The organism is Vibrio splendidus 12E03 (assembly GCF_000272105.2).
In the GTDB taxonomy this organism is placed as follows: Bacteria; Pseudomonadota; Gammaproteobacteria; order Enterobacterales; family Vibrionaceae; genus Vibrio; species Vibrio splendidus_I.
The window spans coordinates 1-15,857 of record NZ_AJZD02000295.1 but is presented as its reverse complement, the minus strand read 5'-3'; the positions used below and the strand labels follow the sequence as shown (position 1 = coordinate 15,857).

Below are 15,857 nucleotides of genomic sequence, written 5' to 3'. Positions count from 1 at the left end.
ATATTTTGTCTATCTATGGCTAGAAAAAAATCGAAAAATGGCGACTGCTATACTGACCTCTAAAGACGAATTTCCTCTATAAATGGCATCCATATCAAGTTGCTTCTACATCTTTTAACCGAACATTATTTACTCAGGTTAAACAGTATCCATCGGTATTGTGCGGATATGGGAATGTTGCGCTAAAATGCTGCACTGATAGAATAGCCCCAATATGCACACTTAGGTGCTACCAAATTAAGAGATATGCAATGGCTGTAAAAATTAAAACTGCTGAAGAAATTGAAAAGATGCGCGTCGCCGGCAAACTGGCTTCTGAAATTCTAGAGATGATTGAACCTCATATCCAAGTAGGTACAACGACAGAAGAGCTAAACCAAATCTGTCATGAGTACGCTCTAGAAAGAGGCGCATACTCAGCACCACTTGATTACCACGGTTTCCCTAAGTCAATCTGTACGTCTATCAACCACATCGTGTGTCACGGTATTCCAGCATCACAAGATGAGACGGGTAGCACAGGTCAATTCAAACCTGCAGTATTAAAAGATGGCGACATTCTCAACGTTGATATCACTGTGATTGTTCCTGATGACGAAAATGCTGATCTAAGTGTTCGTCCACAAGGCTACCACGGTGACACATCTAAGATGTTCCTTGTGGGTGAAGTTTCTCCAGCAAACAAACGTCTGTGTATGGTTGCTCAAGAAGCACTTTACGAAGGCATGCGTCAGGTTAAACCAGGTGTTCAACTTGGCCAAATCGGTACTGCTATTGAGAAGTACATCAAAACAAACAACAAGAACAACCCACGCGCTAAATTCTCTATTGTAAAAGATTACTGTGGCCACGGTATTGGTTCTGAGTTCCACGAAGATCCACAAGTCGTTCACTACAAAAACAGTGACCGTACCGTACTGAAAGCAGGCATGTGTTTCACAATCGAGCCAATGATCAATGCGGGTAAGTTTGGCTGTCGTCTAGATGACGAAGATAGCTGGACAGTGTACACAGCAGACAGCAAGAACTCCGCTCAGTGGGAACACACTCTAGTTGTGACCGATACTGGTTGTGAGGTACTAACACTACGCAGCGACGATACGATCCCACGTATCATGAAGAACGCTTAGTTCAACAAGCTGAATACCTCAGACTTTTAAAAATATCCTCGCCTGTCGAGGATATTTTTTTATCCGCTCAATTTCGATTTTCCATCAGCTTCTGTTAAATTGTTTACTATTCTCATTTGCTTGCACGGATAGCAGACTATGCCTTATCAATGTCCCCTTACGTTCAATGACGAACAAATTGAAATCTGCGAAATAAAAAATCAGCTCGAAATCTTCACGCAGTATCAAAAAAATGAATTTCTCAATCATCATCCAGTCACCGATTTGGTGCTGCTTCGTTCCGAATACATGGATTTGCTTCTCAATCGTTTATGGGAGCATTTTGGGTTCAACAAACTGCCTCATATTTCACTTGTTGCGGTGGGAGGCTATGGTCGTGGTGAACTACACCCTTTGTCCGATATTGATATCCTCATCGTCTCGCAAAAAACACTGCCACCCGCACTGGGTGAAAAAGTCAGTCAATTCATTACCCTACTCTGGGACTTGAAACTCGAAGTCGGCCACGCGGTGCGTACCATTGCAGAGTGTCTTGATATCGGCACCGATGATTTAACCGTTGCCACTAACCTGCAAGAGTCACGCTTACTGTGTGGCAGCGAAGACACCTTTCAAGAATTGAAACTAAAGATTCATTCTGATTCATTTTGGCCAAGTGAGACCTTCTACAAGGCTAAGATTCAAGAACAGAGAGAGCGTCATGCTCGCTACCACGACACCACCTATAATCTAGAACCGGACATCAAATCGACTCCGGGAGGGCTCAGAGACATCCATACACTGAGCTGGGTTGCGCGTCGACATTTTGGTGCAACGTCTTTATTGGAGATGAGCAAATACGGCTTTCTAACGGATGCTGAATATCGCGAGCTAGTGGAGTGCCAAGATTTCCTATGGAGAGTTCGCTTTGCACTGCACATAGAGCTGCGCCGTTACGACAACCGCCTCACCTTTGCCCATCAAGCTCAAGTTGCTGAACACCTGGGTTACACTGGCGAAGGTAACCGTGGTGTTGAGATGATGATGAAAGAGTTCTACCGAACCCTTCGTCGCGTAGCCGAGCTCAACAAAATGCTGCTTAAATTGTTCGATCAAGCAATCATCAATGGTGGCCAGACCCAAGAAGCTGAGATTCTCGACAATGACTTCCAACGCCGAGGGTCATTGATCGAAGCACGCAAGCCGGCCCTATTCCAAGCTAGACCAGAAACGATTCTCGATATGTTTATCCATATCGCTAATGACTCGACTATCGAAGGGGTAAGCCCACCAACATTACGACAATTGCGAACGGCACGTCGTCGATTGAACCGCTTCCTGCATACGATTCCTGAAGCTCGTGACAAGTTCATGGATCTAGTTCGCCACCCAAATGCACTACACAAAGCCTTTAGCTTAATGCATAAGCTGGGCGTGCTCTCAGCGTACTTACCGCAGTGGAGCCAGATCGTTGGCCAGATGCAGTTTGACCTATTCCACGTATACACTGTGGATGAGCACAGTATTCGCCTGCTCAAGCACATTAACCGTTTTGGCCAAATTGAGAACCACGACAAGCACCCTATCTGTTGTGAAGTCTACCCACGCGTACAGAAGAAAGAGCTGCTGATTCTGGCGGCTATCTTCCACGACATCGGCAAAGGCCGCGGTGGAGACCACTCAGAAATTGGCGCTGTTGAAGCTTACTCTTTCTGTATTGAACACGGGTTATCAAAACCTGAAGCAAAACAAGTCGCGTGGTTGGTACAAAACCACCTGTTGATGTCTGTGACCGCTCAACGCCGTGACATCTACGACCCTGATGTAATCACTGAATTCGCAAAAAAGGTTCGTGATGAAGAATCACTCGAGCTACTGGTTTGTTTAACCGTTGCCGATATCTGTGCAACTAACCCAGAGCTATGGAACAGCTGGAAGCGAACGCTGTTAGCAGAGCTATTCCACTCAACGCAGCGAGCACTGCGACGCGGATTGGAAAACCCAGTCGATGTCAGAGATCGTATTCGCCACAATCAACAAATGGCATCAGCACTGCTGCGTAAAGAAGGCTTCACTGCTCGTGAAATTGAAGTGTTATGGCAACGCTTCAAAGCCGATTATTTTTTGCGTCACACACATAAACAAATCGCTTGGCACTGTGAGCACTTACTTCGCCTAGAAGACCCAAGCCAACCGTTAGTGCTGATCAGTAAGAAAGCGACGCGTGGTGGCACAGAAGTGTTCGTTTACTGTAAAGACCAAGCGGCACTGTTTGCGACCGTGGTTGCCGAACTCGACAGACGTAACTTTAACGTTCATGACGCGCAGGTCATGGTCAGCAAAGATGGTCATGTTTTGGATACCTTTATCGTACTAGACCAACACGGCGAAGCGATTGATGAAGCAAGACACAAAGCCGTTGCTAAACATCTGACTCATGTATTGGCTGATGGCCGTCCGACTAAGATTAAGACGCGTCGCACGCCACGTAACTTGCAACACTTTAAGGTCAAAACCTTAGTTGAGTTCCTACCAACCAAGAGCAAAAAACGTACCTTGATGGAGTTAAGAGCCCTTGATACGCCGGGGTTATTGGCTCAAGTAGGTGCAACCTTCGCGGAACTAGACATCAACTTACATGGTGCCAAAATCACCACCATAGGTGAGCGAGCTGAGGATTTGTTTATTCTGACCAGTGAAGCCGGTGGAAGACTATCTGAAGAGCAAGAGCAGGCACTAAGAGAAAGATTAACCGAGCACGTTTCGGAACTCGCACCTTAGAAAGCGAATTCAGTCTAAAAGCAGGTTTAATAACCAAATAAGTGTGGGCAAAGATAGAGAGCGATCTTGCCCACAACTTACAATCAATTCACAGATATCAACTATCTAGCTCGTCGTTAGGCTGCTACATTGATCAAGTCAATTACATAAAAGTATTACATTCATAACCTAGAGGTCGCTTATGTATCCAAACCTCACTGGCTTAGGTATCCACGAACCTAAACAGATTGAACGTTACTCCCTTCGCCAAGAAGCGCACAAAGATATCCTGAAGATTTACTTTCGTAAGCAGAAAGGTGAACTGTTCGCGAAAAGCGTTAAATTTAAGTACCCACGACAAGTAAAAAGTGTGCTTGTTAGCGGTGGCAATAATCAATACAAAGAAGTGACAGAGATTAACCGCAACCTCACTCTTGTGATTGATGAGCTCAACAAGATCACCAAACCGACGCCAACGGCTGAAGTGGATGTGAAACAGAAGATCCTTACCGACTTACGCCATCTAGAGAAAGTGGTATCAAGTAAGATCGCTGAGATCGAAGCCGATCTAGAAAAGCTAAAATGATCCCGCGACTAACTATTACTGTTAACTAACCAACATTAGTTATGCCGTTAAGGTTATGCAGATACAAAAAGGGCTGATTTCACTATCAGCCCTTTGTTTTTTATTCTATTTTCTTTATTCACTTAGACTCGTAATTACTAAAACGCGTGTGACTTACTTAGACAAGCACGTTTGAGAATTGATTAATTGAGTATCCCACTTAAAGGTTTCAAACAACCTTAACCACGTTTCATCTAGGTTGGCTTTCATCACCAACTCTTCTTTTGTGAAAGGATGAATAAAGCGAAGCTCAGAAGCGTGCAACAACAAGCGGTGCGAATCTAAATCATCACGGAACAGTCGATTGTGCTTACCATCACCATGTGAAGTATCACCGACAATCGGATGTCTTAGATGAGCCATGTGACGACGCAGCTGATGTTTGCGACCTGTCTTTGGCATCATCTCAACCAAGCAGTAGCGGCTCGTAGGAAAACGTCCTGTTGAATATGGCACTTCTACTTTTGCTAGCGGTTCATAGACTGTCACTGCCTCTTGCGCTTCTTTGTCTTCTTTCGCGAACTTATCTGCGATCTTATCCAGCTCAACCTTAAGTGCATAATCGAGCGTATCGCCCTCTTCTATCCAACCACGGACAATCGCATGATAGGTTTTTTGCATCTCATGATTAGCGAACATTGGCATCACCTGTGAAGCAACCTCACTCGACAACGCAAACACCAACACACCCGATGTCGGTCTGTCTAAGCGGTGTAATGGAAAGACATGCTGACCAATTTGATCGCGCAATGTCTGCATAACAAATTGCGTTTCGTGTTTATCCAACCATGAACGATGCACTAGCATGCCAGCGGGCTTATTCACCGCGACAAAGTACTCATCTTGATAAATGATCTCTAACATTACGCACATACCTCATCAATGCTCTGAATTGTCACTAGCAGTTCGACTTTGTCTGACTCATTTTTCCACACTTCACCAAAATAAGGATGAATCGCAAAGCCTTTCGGTAGGCTCATTTGGGCATCCATCATTGCGTTGATCTTTACAATAAAGATCCACTGCAACCACTCTTCTGGCTTTAGAGAATCAATAGCAAAAGGTTCTACGCTCGCCAGAGCTTCATCAGAAGGCGGAAGCGTGCTCCATAGGGAACATTGGCGCATTTGTTGTTCTAATTGTTGAAGTAAAAGAGGTAACTTTGTGGCTGCTGTCATTTTTCACCAAGTTATTTATCTAGTGACCTTGAAATTGGGGCATAGAGTACCATCTATTTAGGAAAGAAAGTTAGGAGCTTTATTACTATGGAAACGATTCACACGCTCACTCAGTTACTCAAGAATAGCGGTTGCCAATACGATATCTACGACCTAGGTCGTCGCATTCAAAAGATCGACAACACCTTATTCTCTGATGTTGAGCAAGGGAAACAGCCGTACCCATTTCCACTTCAGAAACAAGCTCACTTAGCCATTAGTTACTGGAACGAACACAAGCAACCTTGGATTTGGTTCCTAAAGTTCAAGCTGGACGAAAGAGGCCTATTGCATCAAGGCGATGTAGGCAACTTCCTTAAGTTTGTTATCGAAGCGATGGGTACACGTCTAAACGGCGAGAGCAGCGAAGAGCAACAACAAAAGCTGTCTAACAACCCATATACTTTCAAGCCTTCAGAAGACAAAATGGCCGTGTTCCATAGCCAAGTAAGAGCAGGTTTAGACCTGGCGACGAGCCAATACTACGAACACGCTCAACACTACTTCACTGGCGATTTAGGTTGGGACAACTGGAAAACGGTTGGTCTTCAAGGCATCACCGATATGTGTGCTCGCCTAGGCAGCCAACAAAACGGTGTCGCGATTCGCAAAGCATTGAACAAACTGCCATCAGAACCTCTATACGCAATACTAGGGGCGCTTGAGCACACGCAAATCAATGACAAGCTGGCTCAACGCTTACAAGAGATGGCCGAAAATGAGATTAACAGCCAAGAACCGGATCTGTTCTTGCTGTCTGCGTTGGTTCGTGCTCTTTCTGGTGCTGAACAAAGCACAACGAATGCCGTCATTAACCAAGTTCTGACGAGCCCACGCTTAAGTCACCAAGAAGTGTTAATTGGTTTGGCTGGTCGAAGCTGGCACGCACTGCAAGATCCAGTGATTGCTGAGCAATTCTTGCTGCGTCTCGCACAAACAGGCAACCAAAACTTGTTCAATCAGTTATTTGCAGATTTAGTGATGATTCCAACTCTGAGAATGGTATTTTTGCCGCTACTGAACTCAAATCCATCACCAGAACTTGCCAATGCACTTGTTGAATTACAACAAGCGGCTAAGTCGCAATAGAAACTAAATAGAACCGAACAATAGCTCGTAAGAAAAAACTCAAATCACGAACGGAATAGAAAGATAAAAAGGAAGTATGGATTAAATGATAGATAACTTATTGGCTATTTTGTTTCTGTGCTTCTTTTGCTTTCTGTTTTGGCAGCAGCGCAGGCAATCTGAGCTTGCGAAAGCTGCCATTGCGAGAAAGTGTAAAGAGCTAGACCTACAATTATTAAGTGTCGCCTTCAGTGGTCATAAACTTAAGATGCGCCATGAGCTCACCACCATTTGGCGCTGGCACACCGTGTACCAATTCGAGTTTTCGGCGTTGGGTGATGACCTGTACCAAGGGAAACTGACTATGGTGGGTTTCCGTTCTATGCGGTTTGAGCTACAGCCTCATAGAATGTAACGTCGCAATACTCGGTATAACGATATTCATGATAAGGGCCAAACTGATCTTGTTTGGTCTCTTTAAATGCAAAACCTAATTTTTCTAATAGCTTAATAGATGGGTTGTGGCCGACATTCACAGTCGCAACAACATTCGTTAGACGCTCTTCAAAGCACACCAAACTAAAGAAAGGTTTTAACACCTCACTAGCAAAACCTTGATTCCAGTATTCTTTATCCAAAATAAAGCCAAGCTCACGCTTACCTTCTTCTGATGAAACAAAGACATGCCCAATATATTCACGGGTTTGGTTGTGGATGATCGCGCGGCAGAAGCCGACGTTATCTTGCAGTATTTCTTGAAAAAGGTGCTTCGCAGAGGCAACAGAATGAGGCCCATTCATTTCGGCACGATTAATGGGGCAGCAATTTAACTTGATAAAGTCGAGTTCTAACTGTTCAGTATAAGGTACCAACAGCGTTCTTGAGGTTGCTATCGTCATAAAACACTCCTTGTGTTGACCATTAGCAGAAAGCAGATGTTGCGCTTTTAGATGAAAAAGCTCTCGATTAAAAAGAGCCTCCTAAACAGAGAAAGCCTCAGAAAAAGAAAAGCCCCGACACCGAAGTGTCAGGGCTAGGGTCTTACTCGCAGCAGTCCGGCTACTAATTAATGCTCCATGCATCATCCATAATAGTGGCTGTAATCCTTCAGCTCTTTCCTTTACTTCGCCGTCCTAGCGGTGTCCAATCATCCTGAAAGCTAACAATCCTAGTTAGCGCACATCACTTGTTCCGTGAGCGGTGTCCTTTACATCGTCCTGATGCTAATCCAACCCTTTTAATCCTAAAGGTGTCCATTGTCATTCCGTTGCAGCTAACTTCCTGTTAACTGACTGTATCCCTACAATGTCCTTACGCTCCATGCTTGATCACTCAATCCTAAGTAACCAAATCTTCATCCTGAAGATAACCAAATCCTTGGTGCTTTCCTGTTCCGTGTCAGAATCCTTCCGACAAGGTTTAATTTACGCGATTTAGGATTTTGGACAATAGATTTGCATCACATTTTGAATTCAAGAAAGTTGTTAATTATATAAAACAACTAAAATTCAACAACTTAATCACATGCACATCAATCTCTCTAGCGATGTATTCGTATTATCTCACAGCCTTTGTAAGAGATCTCTCACAAGCCATGGGAGGTTTTATGATTCGCTATCATTCACCAGAGCGAGTAAAATGACCAAAGACTAAAAATGGAGGTCAACATGCTGACAAAAGATGTTTCTGAAGAGTTGAAATCAGTGCTTGAAGGACTGCAAGCGCAAGGGAAAGAGCCGACAGTTGCTTTAGTTAAGGCTCGTATGAGCACATCCGTTCCGATGCCCGCTTTGATTACTACTATCAAGAGCTGGAAAAGCGCAAATCGTGTTCCTAAAGTTGAAGTCGCGACACCAGAAGAGCCGGCACTTGATCGTGTAAGCCAGCTAGAAAAGCAAATCCTTGAACTCACTGCTCGTGTTACCACGCTTGAAGGCAAGTTATCTGATCAATAAGGCAACTGAGAAATAAGTTGACCGATAAATAAGCAAACAGAGAAATAGAACACTATGAAGATATGGGTTGATGCGGACGCTTGTCCAAAGGTTATCCGAGAAACAATCGTACGCGCAGCTGAGCGCACAGGGGTTGAATGTACCTTTGTGGCAAACCACCTGGTTCCTGTTCCTAAACGCAATAACATTCACTCGATTCAAGTGCCAAGCGGATTTGATATTGCTGATGACGAAATCGTAAAGCGCACTGAACCCGGCGATCTTGTGATTACATCCGATATCCCTCTGGCTGACGAAGTGATCACCAAGGGTGGGCAAGCTCTCAGTTCTCGTGGTGAGCTTTACACCAAAGAGACCATCAAAGCGCGTCTGAACATTCGTGACTTTATGGATACCATGCGCTCAAGCGGCATCCAAACTGGCGGACCAAGCACCCTTTCTCAAACCGACCGTCGTGAGTTTGCCAACCACTTAGATAGAATTCTAGCCAAACGCTAGCTGGCTCATCCGAGCTTAACCTAGTTCTATCTCTCCATAAAAAATCAAAAAACCTGCAAACAATGCAGGTTTTTTAATATCAATTAGAAGAAGGTTTCCCCTACTCTACAACTAAGGCGTGTAGTACGTTGCAGCGCCCGGACCTACTGGTAGGCCGAATACGAATACCCAAACGTAGAACATTAAGCTCCAACCAACCAAGAATACGATTGAGTATGGAAGCATAGTTGCAATCAGAGTACCGATACCTAGGTTCTTCATGTAACGCGTCGCTACAGCAAGGATTAGACCGAAGTAGCTCATCATTGGAGTAATAATGTTCGTTGTTGAGTCACCGATACGGTAAGCAGCTTGAATCGTTTCTGGAGCGTAGCCTACTAGCATTAGCATTGGAACGAAGATAGGTGCTGTTACTGCCCACTGAGCAGAAGCCGAACCGATCATCAGGTTAATGAAGCCACACATTAGGATGAATGCGAAGAACAACATTGGACCCGTTAGGCCAATATCCTGTAGGAACGTAGCACCTGCAACTGCAAATACTTGACCGAAGTTAGTCCACTTGAAGAAAGCAACAAACTGAGCAGCGAAGAACACAAGTACGATGTACATGCCCATTGAAGACATAGACTTAGACATTGCATTGATTACATCACGGTCTGTTTTCATTGTGCCGGTAACTTTACCGTAAACAAAACCAGGAACTGCGAAGAATACGAAGATGAACGCTACGATACTTTTCAGGAATGGAGAACCCGAAACCGTACCTGCTGCTGAACGTAGAACACCATCAGCTGGAACAATCGTCCATGCAAGAAGTGCAGAAACCGCTAAGACTGCGATACCCGCTAGCTTAAGGCCTTTCTTCTCAACGTCTGTTAGCTTGCCCATTGAATCATTTGATAAATCTTCAGACGCTTCTTCGTCGTTGTATTTACCCAGTTTTGGTTCAACAATCTTCTCAGTTACAAATGCACCTGTAATCGCGATGAAGAAAGTAGAAACAAACATGAAGTACCAGTTTGATTCAGGACCAACGTTGTAAGTCGGGTCAATCATCTGTGCTGCTGTTGTGGTAATACCAGAAAGCAGTGGATCAACCGTACCGATTAGAAGGTTCGCAGAGTAACCACCAGATACACCAGCAAATGCTGCCGCTAGACCCGCTAATGGGTGACGACCCAAAGAGTGGAAAAGCATTGCTGCAAGCGGGATAAGTACTACATAACCCAGCTCTGAAGCCGTGTTAGAGATAATACCGGCAAAAACTACGGTTACCGTAACCATGCGCTTAGATGCGCCCATTACCATGCCACGCATCGCCGCAGATAATAGACCTGAGTGCTCAGCAATCGCTACACCTAGCATTGCAACAAGCACGGTACCTAATGGCGCAAAGCCAACAAAGTTTGTCACGAGATTAGTAACAATGAGCTGTAAGCCTTCAGCATTAAGTAAGCTTACAACGTAGATCATGCCGTCAGCAGCACGACCTGGAGCACCTTCTGGACGAGGGTCCATAACAGATACTTCAAAATATCCAGCGATACCTGAAGTAACTAAAATAGCGACACAGAAGATTGCGAAAAGAGTGATCGGGTGGGGTAATAGGTTCCCCAAATATTCAACACCATCGAGAAAACGGGTAAAAATAGGTTTCTTTGGCGAGTTGTTTTTTATTGAAGCTGATGAACTCATCAGTTCCCTCCTTGTAGTGATTCCTATGCAATTGTGAAAAAAATGTTCAAATTGCCAGCGAAGGGTACGCGACAAAATTATCAATTAGAAATTCAAAATGTTACAAAATGTGTAACAAACGACGATTTTTAACTCCATTTGAACAATTAATTAGCAAATAAATCTACATTGAATACAAAACATAGATTTATAATTCACAACTACGCATTCACTACAAATATAACTAACGACATAACCTATTGATTCACTTGAAAATAAAACACATCGTACGCTAAATAAACACTCTATCTTTAATCAGGTTCCTGTTGAGGGAAAAGAAAAGCAGACAAATGAATGAAGTTTGACTTTCCCCTCGTTTTTTACACACGTGTCACATCAAATTGACGGCTTATTTCTGAACCGCTTTGAATCTCGGATTAGTTTTGCAGATAACATAATGACGACCTCTGCGCTTTACTATCTGGCAATCAGGATGGCGGCTTTTCGCGCTTTTAAGTGATTTCACAACTTTCATTCTATTTCGCTCCCTTACCTAATTGACCAAAACGACGAGTGAAATTCGCAACGCGTCCCTCTTTATGTAGCACTCGTTGTTTACCCGTATAGAAAGGATGCGACTTTGACGACACCTCAATCGTGAAGTAAGGATAAGTATTGCCGTCTTCCCATTCGATAGTACGGTCTGTTTTTAGCGTTGAGCCGATTAAGAAGTACTCATCGACACTGGTGTCATGAAAAACCACGGGACGGTAATCTGGATGGATATTCGGTTTCATTGTATTTCTCTTAAACAACCAAATTGATACGTTATAACATTACAAATGTTAATCATTATCAAAAGAAAAACAAGTGATTTTATGATATTTTCCCGTCTTAATCGTAATCAGAGAACACCCAACTATGTACACCATTGAACCTGTTGGCTTTATTGAGTCTCCTTATAAAGAGAAGTTCGCTGTGCCAAGGCAGCCCAGGTTGGTACCCACATCCACCTCAAGAGTCAGGTTGGTTGATGCAGCAAACTGCCTTGAGTCTGTGCGAGATATTGGGCAATTTAGCCATGTGTGGTTGTTGTTTTTGTTCGATAAGAACCTTGAAGCAGGCTGGAAACCAACAGTGAGGCCACCTCGCCTTGGCGGGAATGAACGTATTGGTGTCTTCGCGTCTCGTGCCACATTCAGACCGAATGGAATAGGCATGTCTGCAGTTGAACTCAAAGGGGTATCTCAAGAAAAGGGACAAACTTGGTTGGACTTAGGCAGTGTTGATCTCGTTGACGGCACACCTATCATAGACATCAAGCCTTATATCCCCTACTCGGATTCGATTCCCGATGCACTAGGAGGGTTTGCCGCCGATGAACCTGAAGTGTTAGATGTGAGCTTCTCGCAGCAAGCCCAAAGTAAGCTGTCTGGTCACCCACAGGCGCGCCATATCATTCAGGTGATCAAAGAAGTGTTAGGCCAAGATCCGCGACCCGCCTATAAGAAAGGCAAGCCAGACAGTAAAGAATATGCGGTAAATTTGTTCGATCTTAACGTGAAATTCGTTGTTGAAACGCTTTTCATCAATGTTACCGACATTGAACGCTTTTGAGATCCCAAATAGGCTGATATTATATGCGGCTATATCAGATTTGCTGTCGTCACTAACTGCAGCAAGTTTTCTTTTATCAATGATGAAACGGATACCATAGAATGCGTACCAGTAACTACCTTCTTTCTACTCTGAAAGAGACTCCAAACGACGCAGAAGTTATCAGCCACCAGCTGATGCTACGTGCAGGTATGATCCGTAAGCTAGCTTCAGGTTTATATACTTGGCTACCTACTGGTCTACGTGTACTGCGTAAAGTCGAAAATATCGTTCGCCAAGAGATCGATAATGCAGGTGCCGTTGAAATCTTGATGCCCGTAGTTCAACCGTTTGAGCTTTGGGAAGAGACTGGCCGTTCTGAAAAGATGGGTCCTGAGCTACTTCGTTTCACAGACCGTCACTCTCGCCCGTTTGTTCTTAGCCCAACAGCTGAAGAAGTGGTAACGAGCCTAGTACGTAACGAGATCAGCTCTTACAAACAGCTACCTCTAAACCTGTACCAAATCCAGACTAAATTCCGTGATGAGCGCCGCCCTCGTTTTGGCGTAATGCGTGCACGTGAATTCTCTATGATGGATGCGTACAGCTTTGATATCGATAAAGAAGGCTTAGAAAAGTCTTACCAAGCGATGCACGATGCTTACTGTAAAGCATTCGATCGCATGGGCCTTGAGTACCGTCCAGTATTGGCAGACTCTGGCGCAATCGGCGGCAGCGGCTCTCAAGAATTCCACGTTCTTGCTGAAAGCGGCGAAGACCTAATCGCATTCTCTTCAGAATCTGATTATGCAGCGAACATCGAGAAAGCAGAAGCACTAGCTCCAACGACTGAAGCGGCAGCGCCAACTCAAGAGATGGAACTGGTTGATACGCCAAACGCAAAAACAATCGCAGAATTGGTAGAGCAACACGGTCTAGCAATCGAGAAGACTGTTAAGACTCTATTCGTTAAAGCTTCTGATGAAGTAGACGCTGATATCATCGCGCTAATCATCCGTGGCGACCACGAACTGAACGAAGTGAAAGCAGAGAACCTTCCACAGGTTGCTTCTCCACTAGAGATGGCTTCTGAAGAAGAAATCCGTGCACTTGTTGGTGCTGGTCCTGGTTCACTTGGCCCTGTTGGTCTAGAGCTACCATTCATCGTTGACCGTTCTGTTGCTGTAATGAGTGACTTCGGCGCTGGCGCAAACGTAGACGGTAAGCACTACTTCGGCATCAACTGGGGTCGTGACGTTGAGCTTGCTCAAGTTGAAGACCTACGCAACGTTGTTGAAGGCGACCTTAGCCCATGTGGTCAAGGTACTATTCAGCTTAAGCGTGGTATCGAAGTTGGTCACATCTTCCAACTAGGTAATACTTACTCTAAAGCAATGAACTGTAACGTGCTTGGTCCTGATGGTAAGAGCGTAATCCTAGAAATGGGTTGTTACGGTATCGGTGTTTCACGTGTTGTTGCATCTGCTATCGAGCAAAACCACGATAAATTTGGTATCACTTGGCCAGACGCACTAGCACCATTCCAAGTTGCTATCGTACCAATGAACATGCACAAATCTGAGCGTGTTAAAGAAGCAGCTGAGAAGCTATACGCTGAATTAACGGCTATGGGTATCGAAGTTCTATTCGATGACCGTAAAGAGCGCCCAGGTGTTATGTTTAAAGATATCGAGCTAGTGGGTATTCCTCACACTATCGTTATCGGTGATCGCAGCATGGACGAAGGTAACTTCGAATACAAAAACCGTCGTACTGGTGATAAAGAAGCTATCGCAATGGACACGGTTATCGAGCACCTTAAAGCTCAACTAGCTTAGTAATCAGATTACTCACTAGATAAACATTGAAAGGCTACCATCAGGTGGCCTTTTTTATACCTATTTTTTCCCTTCAAACTCCCTTCTATTTATCAGTAGAGTAAATAACGTAAGTTAATCCCCTGTTCATCTTCAAATCCGTATATTGGTGTCATCAACTTTTTGGACATGCTCACCATTGGAGGTATCAATGGATATCAAAAGCTTACTGAACCAAGCACTTAAGTCAGATCTCGTTAAACAAGGCACTCAGAAACTTTCACAAGGTTCTTCAAGTTTAAGTGGCCTTTCTCAAGGCAACAATGGCAAGAGTAGCAGTAAAAGTACACTCGGAGCCTTCGGTGCAGGCGCTGTTGGTGGCGGGCTATTAGGTGCATTAATGGGTTCTAAGAAAACCAAGAAAATGGGTAAGAAAGCCGCAGGTATTGGTGGCGCAGCAGCTCTGGGCGCTCTCGCTTACAAGGTCTACAACGACTACCAATCTAAACAAGGCCAAACACCGAATGCCGAGCAAGCTCAATTTGATGAGAACGACTCAAACCATAGCGTACTGATTCTCAGATCAATGATTGCCGCATCCAAAGCCGATGGCCATGTCGATGAAGAAGAGATGGCTAAGATTGAACAAGCCGTCGAGAACATGGGTGCCGATTATCAACTGACTAAATTGGTGTCTGAAGAGTTGCACAAACCACTCGATCCAAGTGAAATCGCTCAACTCGCGACATCACCGCAACAAGCCAGCGAAATCTACTTAGCCTCTTTGATCGTAGCCGACGAACAGAACTTCATGGAAAAGGCGTACCTCAAAGAGTTAGCCAAACAACTCAACCTTACTGATGAAGTGACTTATCAACTTGAACAGCAAATATCTGGTTAAGCGGTCAATATCCGGCTAATTGGCAAGCTAGCAAGTGATACGTTGAGCATCAACAGAATGAGATATTGAGCAAGAACAAACTAACTCTGAACTTAATCAGATCTACTTTGTTTTTGCTTATCTCTATGTGTATATTGAGATAAGTTATCATTTGGTTAGGTATAAAAATGAAAGTATACGATTGTTGTGATTTGGTGCGTGAACTGTATTCTCAAATTGGCAGTGGCGACCAAGGCTATATCCCGAAAGCGATCACCTGCGCGGTAAAAACATTGAATGACCTTGCTGCAGACGAATCTCTTCCTAAAGAAGCGCGTGAGCGTGCAGCCTTTGCCGCTGCAAACCTGCTGATCTCAGATTTCGAGGACTAATATGAACCTCGCTAATTTTGAAAAAATGGATCCTGTAATGTTGATGAGCATCGTCAACATGAAGCTACGTGACGACTTCGGCGGTGATTTGGATCGAGTGGTCAACTTCTACGAGATCGACAAGGCAGCATTGATCGCTAAACTTGCGTCAGCTGGCTTTGAGTTCCTTCCAGAAGCCAAACAGTTTCGATAGTCATTTAGAATACGCTTAATTTTGAAAGGCCAACCTCAGTGTTTAATGCCGATCGTTTAAGAAGACTTGA

At 44.3% G+C, this 15,857-nt stretch carries 18 protein-coding genes; 12 read left to right on the top strand and 6 right to left on the bottom strand.

Features of this window, described 5'->3' with window-relative positions; translation table 11 throughout:
- Positions 1 to 251: 251 nt before the first annotated feature.
- The 3 genes from map (at position 252) to A142_RS18150 (ending at position 4,455) form a co-directional block, all read left to right on the top strand.
- Positions 252 to 1,130 carry a type I methionyl aminopeptidase gene (map, locus tag A142_RS18160; protein WP_004734352.1) on the top strand — a complete coding sequence of 293 codons (879 nt, stop codon included), beginning with the start codon at positions 252 to 254 and terminating at the stop codon, positions 1,128 to 1,130.
- A 138-nt stretch (positions 1,131 to 1,268) separates the two neighbouring features.
- The gene (gene glnD / locus A142_RS18155; RefSeq protein ID WP_019821606.1) at positions 1,269 to 3,890 is read left to right on the top strand and encodes a bifunctional uridylyltransferase/uridylyl-removing protein GlnD; all 2,622 of its coding nucleotides are present in this window, start codon (positions 1,269 to 1,271) and stop codon (positions 3,888 to 3,890) included.
- Positions 3,891 to 4,071: 181 nt separating this feature from the next.
- Positions 4,072 to 4,455 (top strand): DUF3461 family protein, encoded by a 384-nt coding sequence (locus tag A142_RS18150; protein WP_004734354.1) that lies wholly within the window; start codon positions 4,072 to 4,074, stop codon positions 4,453 to 4,455.
- Between the two features lie 153 nt (positions 4,456 to 4,608).
- On the opposite strand, the gene truC is transcribed toward A142_RS18150, so the two are convergent.
- Together truC and A142_RS18140 are read right to left on the bottom strand one after the other, a co-directional pair.
- Positions 4,609 to 5,358 carry a tRNA pseudouridine(65) synthase TruC gene (gene truC, locus A142_RS18145; protein WP_029405393.1) on the bottom strand — a complete coding sequence of 250 codons (750 nt, stop codon included), beginning with the start codon at positions 5,356 to 5,358 and terminating at the stop codon, positions 4,609 to 4,611.
- Positions 5,358 to 5,672 carry a YqcC family protein gene (locus A142_RS18140; protein WP_019821604.1) on the bottom strand — a complete coding sequence of 105 codons (315 nt, stop codon included), beginning with the start codon at positions 5,670 to 5,672 and terminating at the stop codon, positions 5,358 to 5,360. Before A142_RS18140 ends, truC begins: the two co-directional genes overlap by 1 nt.
- Positions 5,673 to 5,759: 87 nt before the next feature.
- On the opposite strand from A142_RS18140, the gene A142_RS18135 reads away from it, so the two are divergent.
- Positions 5,760 to 6,800 carry a DUF3549 family protein gene (locus A142_RS18135; protein ID WP_019821603.1) on the top strand — a complete coding sequence of 347 codons (1,041 nt, stop codon included), beginning with the start codon at positions 5,760 to 5,762 and terminating at the stop codon, positions 6,798 to 6,800.
- An 85-nt stretch (positions 6,801 to 6,885) separates the two neighbouring features.
- Positions 6,886 to 7,194, top strand: coding sequence for a DUF3301 domain-containing protein (locus tag A142_RS18130; protein WP_019821602.1), 309 nt, complete (start codon positions 6,886 to 6,888; stop codon positions 7,192 to 7,194).
- Here A142_RS18130 and A142_RS18125 read toward each other — a convergent pair.
- Positions 7,160 to 7,678 carry a GNAT family N-acetyltransferase gene (locus A142_RS18125; RefSeq protein WP_019821601.1) on the bottom strand — a complete coding sequence of 173 codons (519 nt, stop codon included), beginning with the start codon at positions 7,676 to 7,678 and terminating at the stop codon, positions 7,160 to 7,162. The genes A142_RS18130 and A142_RS18125 overlap by 35 nt on opposite strands.
- A 768-nt stretch (positions 7,679 to 8,446) precedes the next feature.
- Between A142_RS18125 and A142_RS18120 the strand changes: the two genes are divergently transcribed.
- The gene (locus A142_RS18120; RefSeq protein WP_019821600.1) at positions 8,447 to 8,734 is read left to right on the top strand and encodes a hypothetical protein; all 288 of its coding nucleotides are present in this window, start codon (positions 8,447 to 8,449) and stop codon (positions 8,732 to 8,734) included.
- Positions 8,735 to 8,788: 54 nt separating this feature from the next.
- Positions 8,789 to 9,232 carry a YaiI/YqxD family protein gene (locus A142_RS18115; protein ID WP_017056293.1) on the top strand — a complete coding sequence of 148 codons (444 nt, stop codon included), beginning with the start codon at positions 8,789 to 8,791 and terminating at the stop codon, positions 9,230 to 9,232.
- A 111-nt stretch (positions 9,233 to 9,343) separates the two neighbouring features.
- On the opposite strand, the gene A142_RS18110 is transcribed toward A142_RS18115, so the two are convergent.
- The 3 genes from A142_RS18110 to A142_RS18105 all read right to left on the bottom strand — a co-directional run bounded on the left by A142_RS18110 (position 9,344) and on the right by A142_RS18105 (position 11,706).
- Positions 9,344 to 10,930, bottom strand: coding sequence for an AbgT family transporter (locus A142_RS18110; RefSeq protein ID WP_017630782.1), 1,587 nt, complete (start codon positions 10,928 to 10,930; stop codon positions 9,344 to 9,346).
- A gap of 388 nt (positions 10,931 to 11,318) precedes the next feature.
- Complete coding sequence (ykgO, locus tag A142_RS24505; protein WP_004734365.1) at positions 11,319 to 11,444, bottom strand: type B 50S ribosomal protein L36; 126 nt, start codon at positions 11,442 to 11,444, stop codon at positions 11,319 to 11,321.
- A gap of 1 nt (position 11,445) precedes the next feature.
- Entirely contained in the window at positions 11,446 to 11,706 is a 261-nt protein-coding gene (locus A142_RS18105; RefSeq protein ID WP_009847432.1) for a type B 50S ribosomal protein L31, read from the bottom strand.
- A gap of 124 nt (positions 11,707 to 11,830) precedes the next feature.
- Between A142_RS18105 and tsaA the strand changes: the two genes are divergently transcribed.
- The 5 genes from tsaA (at position 11,831) to A142_RS18080 (ending at position 15,787) form a co-directional block, all read left to right on the top strand.
- Positions 11,831 to 12,526: a tRNA (N6-threonylcarbamoyladenosine(37)-N6)-methyltransferase TrmO gene (tsaA, locus tag A142_RS18100; RefSeq protein WP_019821598.1), complete on the top strand. Its 696-nt coding sequence runs from the start codon at positions 11,831 to 11,833 to the stop codon at positions 12,524 to 12,526.
- A gap of 101 nt (positions 12,527 to 12,627) precedes the next feature.
- Entirely contained in the window at positions 12,628 to 14,343 is a 1,716-nt protein-coding gene (locus A142_RS18095) for a proline--tRNA ligase (protein WP_019821597.1), read from the top strand.
- A 190-nt stretch (positions 14,344 to 14,533) separates the two neighbouring features.
- Positions 14,534 to 15,223: a tellurite resistance TerB family protein gene (locus tag A142_RS18090; RefSeq protein WP_019821596.1), complete on the top strand. Its 690-nt coding sequence runs from the start codon at positions 14,534 to 14,536 to the stop codon at positions 15,221 to 15,223.
- A gap of 167 nt (positions 15,224 to 15,390) precedes the next feature.
- Entirely contained in the window at positions 15,391 to 15,594 is a 204-nt protein-coding gene (locus A142_RS18085; RefSeq protein WP_008222923.1) for a YaeP family protein, read from the top strand.
- A gap of 1 nt (position 15,595) precedes the next feature.
- A complete protein-coding gene (locus tag A142_RS18080) occupies positions 15,596 to 15,787 on the top strand; it encodes a DUF4250 domain-containing protein (protein WP_010436438.1) in 192 nt (63 codons plus the stop codon).
- Positions 15,788 to 15,857: the final 70 nt, after the last annotated feature.

Excerpts from the sequence above, each read along its gene's own strand:
- A142_RS18090 (WP_019821596.1), top strand. The coding sequence starts at position 14,534 with ATGGATATCAAAAGCTTACTGAACCAAGCACTTAAGTCAGATCTCGTT.
- glnD (WP_019821606.1), top strand. The coding sequence starts at position 1,269 with ATGCCTTATCAATGTCCCCTTACGTTCAATGACGAACAAATTGAAATC.
- A142_RS18140 (WP_019821604.1), bottom strand. The coding sequence starts at position 5,672 with ATGACAGCAGCCACAAAGTTACCTCTTTTACTTCAACAATTAGAACAA.
- A142_RS18085 (WP_008222923.1), top strand. The coding sequence starts at position 15,391 with ATGAAAGTATACGATTGTTGTGATTTGGTGCGTGAACTGTATTCTCAA.
- A142_RS18135 (WP_019821603.1), top strand. The coding sequence starts at position 5,760 with ATGGAAACGATTCACACGCTCACTCAGTTACTCAAGAATAGCGGTTGC.
- A142_RS18105 (WP_009847432.1), bottom strand. The coding sequence starts at position 11,706 with ATGAAACCGAATATCCATCCAGATTACCGTCCCGTGGTTTTTCATGAC.
- tsaA (WP_019821598.1), top strand. The coding sequence starts at position 11,831 with ATGTACACCATTGAACCTGTTGGCTTTATTGAGTCTCCTTATAAAGAG.
- A142_RS18095 (WP_019821597.1), top strand. The coding sequence starts at position 12,628 with ATGCGTACCAGTAACTACCTTCTTTCTACTCTGAAAGAGACTCCAAAC.
- A142_RS18125 (WP_019821601.1), bottom strand. The coding sequence starts at position 7,678 with ATGACGATAGCAACCTCAAGAACGCTGTTGGTACCTTATACTGAACAG.
- truC (WP_029405393.1), bottom strand. The coding sequence starts at position 5,358 with ATGTTAGAGATCATTTATCAAGATGAGTACTTTGTCGCGGTGAATAAG.
- A142_RS18110 (WP_017630782.1), bottom strand. The coding sequence starts at position 10,930 with ATGAGTTCATCAGCTTCAATAAAAAACAACTCGCCAAAGAAACCTATT.
- A142_RS18120 (WP_019821600.1), top strand. The coding sequence starts at position 8,447 with ATGCTGACAAAAGATGTTTCTGAAGAGTTGAAATCAGTGCTTGAAGGA.
- A142_RS18080 (WP_010436438.1), top strand. The coding sequence starts at position 15,596 with ATGAACCTCGCTAATTTTGAAAAAATGGATCCTGTAATGTTGATGAGC.
- A142_RS18150 (WP_004734354.1), top strand. The coding sequence starts at position 4,072 with ATGTATCCAAACCTCACTGGCTTAGGTATCCACGAACCTAAACAGATT.
- ykgO (WP_004734365.1), bottom strand. The coding sequence starts at position 11,444 with ATGAAAGTTGTGAAATCACTTAAAAGCGCGAAAAGCCGCCATCCTGAT.
- A142_RS18130 (WP_019821602.1), top strand. The coding sequence starts at position 6,886 with ATGATAGATAACTTATTGGCTATTTTGTTTCTGTGCTTCTTTTGCTTT.
- A142_RS18115 (WP_017056293.1), top strand. The coding sequence starts at position 8,789 with ATGAAGATATGGGTTGATGCGGACGCTTGTCCAAAGGTTATCCGAGAA.
- map (WP_004734352.1), top strand. The coding sequence starts at position 252 with ATGGCTGTAAAAATTAAAACTGCTGAAGAAATTGAAAAGATGCGCGTC.